This is a genomic window from Mesotoga sp. UBA5825 (assembly GCF_002432955.1).
GTDB lineage: Bacteria > Thermotogota > Thermotogae > Petrotogales > Kosmotogaceae > Mesotoga.
Genome location: NZ_DJHG01000039.1, coordinates 1 through 5,614, shown reverse-complemented (window position 1 = coordinate 5,614; position 5,614 = coordinate 1). Strand labels below are relative to the sequence as shown.

General features: G+C 46.8%; 6 protein-coding genes. 3 read left to right on the top strand and 3 right to left on the bottom strand.

Annotated features, from left to right (window positions below):
• Window positions 1–176: 176 nt before the first annotated feature.
• Together B3N33_RS03980 and B3N33_RS03975 are read right to left on the bottom strand one after the other, a co-directional pair.
• A complete protein-coding gene (locus tag B3N33_RS03980) occupies window positions 177–965 on the bottom strand; it encodes an alpha/beta fold hydrolase (protein ID WP_292592214.1) in 789 nt (262 codons plus the stop codon).
• Between the two features lie 210 nt (window positions 966–1,175).
• Window positions 1,176–2,423: a M14 family zinc carboxypeptidase gene (locus B3N33_RS03975; protein WP_292592218.1), complete on the bottom strand. Its 1,248-nt coding sequence runs from the start codon at window positions 2,421–2,423 to the stop codon at window positions 1,176–1,178.
• 142 nt (window positions 2,424–2,565) lie between these two features.
• Here B3N33_RS03975 and B3N33_RS03970 point away from each other — a divergent pair, with 142 nt between their 5' ends.
• The 3 genes from B3N33_RS03970 to B3N33_RS03955 all read left to right on the top strand — a co-directional run bounded on the left by B3N33_RS03970 (window position 2,566) and on the right by B3N33_RS03955 (window position 5,103).
• Window positions 2,566–2,784 (top strand): hypothetical protein, encoded by a 219-nt coding sequence (locus B3N33_RS03970; protein ID WP_292590495.1) that lies wholly within the window; start codon window positions 2,566–2,568, stop codon window positions 2,782–2,784.
• Complete coding sequence (locus tag B3N33_RS03965; protein ID WP_292590498.1) at window positions 2,768–3,292, top strand: tetratricopeptide repeat protein; 525 nt, start codon at window positions 2,768–2,770, stop codon at window positions 3,290–3,292. The genes B3N33_RS03970 and B3N33_RS03965 overlap by 17 nt, the downstream gene beginning before the upstream one ends.
• A 713-nt stretch (window positions 3,293–4,005) precedes the next feature.
• The gene (locus B3N33_RS03955) at window positions 4,006–5,103 is read left to right on the top strand and encodes a hypothetical protein (protein ID WP_292592210.1); all 1,098 of its coding nucleotides are present in this window, start codon (window positions 4,006–4,008) and stop codon (window positions 5,101–5,103) included.
• 405 nt (window positions 5,104–5,508) lie between these two features.
• Here the strand turns inward: B3N33_RS03955 and B3N33_RS12925 are convergent, their stop codons facing one another.
• The gene (locus B3N33_RS12925) at window positions 5,509–5,610 is read right to left on the bottom strand and encodes an SUMF1/EgtB/PvdO family nonheme iron enzyme (RefSeq protein WP_349682152.1); all 102 of its coding nucleotides are present in this window, start codon (window positions 5,608–5,610) and stop codon (window positions 5,509–5,511) included.
• Window positions 5,611–5,614: the final 4 nt, after the last annotated feature.

The following is a 5,614-nucleotide window of genomic DNA, read 5'->3' as shown; positions in this document are numbered from 1 at the left end:
AGAGGTTTGTTGAATTCCGTTTACGCCTGGATTCAGAATGATTACATCAAGCAGTTCATGAACCTTGCGCTCCCTAAGCTCGTTTTGTGTCGTGATTCCTTTTCTTCGAGATCTTGCTGAACCAATCAGCGTTTTTTGTCAATTCCAGCCTCTGCATATTCGGATGTCGAGAGAGATTATCTTTTCTCAAGTTCTTCTTCTACAATCCTGTAGAACTTTTCTCTGGCATGTCTTTCCATCCAGGGCATGTGACCGCATCTTTCCAGAAGTCTGAACGTGAAATTCTCAAGTACCCTTGAAAGCGGGATCTCGACACCCTCTGCCGGATGGGGGTCGTAATCGCCGTGCACTGCGAGAACGCGACAACGAACCTTCCTGCCATTCTCGAGAAGCTCTCCGCTGAGCCTCATCTCTGAGGCCTCTGTCCATACGCTCTTGTATATCTCTGCATCGATATTGACTTCGACTCTTTTGGCATCTTCGAGAAGATCGAAGTGGTCTGTCTTGGCCAGGAGTTCTCTGAACTCAGATAGCAGTACTCTATCTTTCAGTTCTGCATTGTTCAGGAGGCTCATGAGCTCTTCCGCTCTAGCCTTTTCTTTTGCGTCAAGACGGTTCAGGCGAGTATTCAAAATACCGGAAGCGTGATGCTGCTCGAAAGGACCGCTGCTTATGAGTACTATCCTATCCACGAGATCGCTATGCTCCGCCGCAAACAAGAAGACTAGCCATGCTCCCCAAGAATGTCCCAGAAGAATAACCGGGGAAATGGAATAATTCTCGACAATCTCCCTTAACTCCTCTATTTGTCCGGACACCGTCTTCTCTGTCTGATAAGGCTCCAGAACTCCCCGCTTCCTACCCAGCTCTCTCGCGAGGGGCGCGACTCCTCCGGCCGCTCCCGGTCCTCCATGAGCGACTACAACTCTGTATGGAGGATCGCCGTGCATTCTGAGATTGTCCATCTTCTGAACCTCCGCTTAGATGTGCTCTTATTCGTGTCTAGCGATTGTCAGGCATCTACAACTCCGGCAAGTCAAGGTTAGCCGAAATTGGCGAAAAATGGGACAGAAGAGAGGAACTAGTCAGTCCCTATTTTCGCCTCGTATGAACTGGATGCCGAAGCCGTATTCCATCGTTTTCTCTAAGCCCTGCAGAGGAATATCTTGATACTACTAGCTTCTATCGAGAGCATAAAGAGCGGCATATAGTCCGCTCATCAGCTGTATTTGGACGAGTTTCTTTATGGGGATAATCGTGTACTCGAGTTCCTTCTCCAGTTTGTCACTCATGTCCTTCATGTGCCGATATGCTTTCTCTGCGGCAGCTTTGAACTCACCGTCGTTCGTCTTCTCGTAGTTGAGAAGCATGATCCTTCTGAGCATTCCCCACAAAAGCATCTTGTAGGTCTTGGAGACCTGCTGGTTGTCGAAGGCTTCGGCCACAGTCGCCTTCTTTTCCAATTCCTTGGCGGTCTTTGCCCAGTTCTCCTGTACAGGGAGGTGCCTTTCGGAGGATTCGAGGAAGTCATCGAGAGCGGTCCGCAGAGGAGTATCGACCACGAGCCTGTCCTTCAACGGGAAATAGATTTCCCTTATCTTCTGGTCCTCCTGCTTTGTGTCTTCGATATTGGCAAGCACAAGATCCCTCCTGATAAATTCCGTCTCGGAAAGATCTTCAATTTTGGGATTGTAATAATACGGAACTTCACATACCAGCTCAAATACCTTCTCGTTGAACTGCTTTCCGTACTCGTAGCTGCAGGTTCCCGCCTTCCCAATTATTTCTGCCGGATCCCTGTCTGTATTGGCTGCGTAGTAATCGTAGCTGTCTCTCATCGTCGGCATCTTGAAAACTGCTTCGGCGTACTTGACTGCATACGGCATCTCCGGCTCGCCAAGCGCTGCCGGGATATTCTGGTCTTCGTAGGCCTTCTCGAATATCGGATAAAGGATCGGAGCATCGTCGGATATGTAGTTGTAGACTCCGCCAAAACCGGCATTGTGGAGGCTATATATGAAGATCGGCTTGACCTCTTCGATTATGTTCATCAGAGCTCTCGTCTCGGGAATCGGATCGTTGTTGTCGAGAGTCTTATACTTTATGGGGAAGGTCCATTCTACCTGCTGAAAACTCGCCGGTCTGTAGAAGTTCAGCGCGTAGTTCAAGGGCGTGTAAGGTCCTTTGAACCAGCCCTCGTTCAACTTCGCCCCGTCGTTGTCAGCTACCTTCACTATGTACCAGCTCACGTCCTTGAATGTATTTCTAAAGGCCTCGTTTTCGACCAGCTGCTGAGATAGATAGTCGAGCATCATGCTTCCTATCGGTTCATTTGGATGCGGAAAACCGTACATCAATATCGCCCTGGAGCCATTGCCGATCTTCAAACAATAGATCGGATCTCCGGCCATCGATTCACCTATCTTGTAGAAGCTGGCATGTGTTAAATAGGGTCAGACTCCATTTTCACACTAGTCTCTAGGGTACTACACAAGATTCACGGAGATAATGCAACAACTCGTCAGAAATGACCCCGGGAGACTGGATTGGCAAAGAGATTTAGGTGTGAGTTTGAACAACATCGGAAGGATCTACGAAGACTTCGGCGAAACTGAGAGGGCTCTAGGATACTATGTTAGGTCTAATGAAATTTTGGACGCCCTGGCTAAGAAAGATCCATCCAGGATGGACTGGTGGAGAGATCTGGGTGTGAGTTTGAACAACACTGGAATGATGTACGAATTTCTTGGCGAGGGAGAGAGCGCGATTGGATCGCTACACTAGATTCATTGAAATAATGGAAGAACTCATCCGGAAAGACCCTGACAGAATCGACTGGCAGAATGACCTCTCGGTAGGTCTCAGTAACGCAGGAAATATATGCAGAAACCTAAGCGAAAACGACAAGGCTCTGGAGTATTTCGCTAGATGCGTTGAGATACGAGAAAATCTAGTTAAGAAAGACCCCGATAGGACTGAATGGCAGAGAGATTTGGGAGTGAGCCTTAACAACGTCGGAAGTCTGTACGAGAACCTCGGTGAGCTTGAGAAGGCTTTAGGTTATTACAAAAGGGTTCTGGAAATAAGAAGAACTCTTGTTGATAAAGAACCTGGAGTTGTCGACAGGTGTGTAGGTCTCGCCTTTGCACTTCTAGACATGGCGAGGATTACCCAAAACGACGATCAGAAAAGAGAATTCGAAATGGAAGCACAATCAATAACAAGATCACTTTTACAGAGCGGTGCGAAACATCGCGAACTCAATGTATTGAGAAGCTTCTTTTCATCATGAATACTGAGTATAAGAAAACCGAGAGACAGGAGGTATCCATATGGAGAGTCTCGTAAAGTGGGGTAACTGGAAGTTAATCGGAATTCTCTTTGTTATATGCTACATCATCGGAACTATCGGCTGGGCATTGTACGAACCTTCGCTCCCTGTCTCTTCGGCATTGTACAAATCGATTCAGTTGTTCTCATTGAACACGAATTTTCCAGTGTATCCAATCCCCTGGATTCTTGAGATTGCGAGATTCTTCGCTCCGATAATAGCGGTTGCAATTGTCTTGAAGTTGATTATCTCTCTGGTCTGGAAGACAACCAGAGACCTTAAGTTACTTGGGATTAAGAATCATATAGTCATCTGGGGACTGAACGCTGAAACAAATTATCTGCTTGAAAACCTCCTCGGAAACAGCAGCAGAATCGTCCTCATCACTAGCACGCATGAAATGAGCGACTTTCCAGCCTTAAAACCTGCAAGGAGGCTAACAGTAATATTCGCTGACGAAGCAGAGAGTCTCTCAGACAAGACGAGACTTTGTCAGAAAATACACCTGGAGTCGGCGAAAAGTGTCTTTGTCATGACCAGTGATGATGCGAATAATATTGAAACTGTCGAGAAGATAGAGGCCTATCTTGACGGATGTGAGAAGAAAAGAGTAGCACTGGAAGCGAGAAAAACTGAAAACATAAATTGTGAACTGCANNGACGCAAAGAGAAATGTGTCCATATCATTTTTCAACACGAAGAGAATGCTCGCCCGGCATCTTATAGACAAGTTCTCTCCCGACAGGTACAGAAGAATACGTGAAGGTGATTCCGTACCCGCCACAATCCTTGTAGTCGGTCTGATCGATCAGGGCGCGAAGATCATGACGGAAGCGGCTCTGTTATACCATTTTGCGAATCACGTAAAACCGAGAATCGTTGTATCTGATAGAGATGTGAAGAGAAGGATGAGGTCGATCTACGAGAACTACCCGTTACTGGGGAACGTCGCGGAAATAGTAGAAGTGGAGTTTCTTGACCTTATCAGGAGTGAAATCGACTGGGAAATCTTCTCAACAGTTTCCTCGTGCTTCGTAACGACAGAAAACGAGGGAGAGAGTTCGTTCGTTGCCAGAAAGCTCAGGCAGATTTTTGAGGTAAAAGCAGACAGCGATGTAGAGGGCCATGGCAGAAAAGTTTCAACAGTACCAGCAATAGTAGCCGTAATACCTATACTTTCGAGGTTTTTAGACATAGTTCCAGAAACCAGAGAAAAGCTGGAGACCGTGAATATAAACATCTCAAATCCAGGAGAAGTGCTCAACACGGATAACCTGTTCTCAACTAACGAAGAAATAGAAAAGATAGCCATGTACTTTCACTGGGAGTACAACAAGGGAAAAGATAAGACACTCGACAAGGTCTGGAACGAACTGGAAGATTCCGAAAAAGACTCCAACCGTTACGCTGCAAGACACTTGCCGATCAAACTGAGGTTTCTGGGCGCGAAGATAACCGATACTGCAACTGATTGCCCAACATTCAATCAGAATACAGTCACAGAAGATCAAAAGAGGACAATGCACATTATGGAACACAGAAGATGGATGGCATATAGAGAACTTAACGGATTCGTTTATGGCCAAAAGTGGTTCAAAGAAGATGGAAAATCGAACAAGGAGGTCATGAACATCTTAATGATAAACAACAGCATAAAATCATGGGATGAGTTGGAACCGAATATCAAGGAGATAGACTCGCTTTTTGCCAGTGCTGGCCAGGCAATAGCGGAACTGAATAAGAAAATCGTGGTAGACTGCCACAAGAGCTAAAGAGAATAATAATAATATCCATTCAGGAGAAAGAACCGGGAGGGCTCACGTTGCCAGAAAGACAATTAATAGTATTCATAAGCTACGGTCGTGACGACGATCATGAAGAACGCTAAGTCGAAAAACACCTTCAAGGAGTATCGAATTAAACCTTAATTATCCATAGAGTCTCCAATATCTCCTGCGTCTTGTCGCGCTTGCGGGCTACTCCGTGCCCGACGCTCGCAGCCGCAGCAAAGGGTAAAAATGTAAAAAGGCCAGAGTGTAAATCAGAACACCGTCCTGCAAATACGGAACCCGAGGTAGCTGCCCGCGTAAGTGGGCGAGCTGTGGCCGCGATACGCTACCCGTACGACCGCCGCATTGTTGTAACAGCCACCGCCACGATTCACCCGATAGGAACCACTATTGCGAGCTGCAGTATCCTCCATACCAGTCAGAGCACCACTCCCATACGTTCCCGGACATATCGTAGATTCCAAGCTCGTGGGGTTCTTTCTTCCCCACTTCC

Coding starts and splice junctions, on each gene's coding strand:
- B3N33_RS03980 (WP_292592214.1), bottom strand. CDS start 965: ATGGACAATCTCAGAATGCACGGCGATCCTCCATACAGAGTTGTAGTC.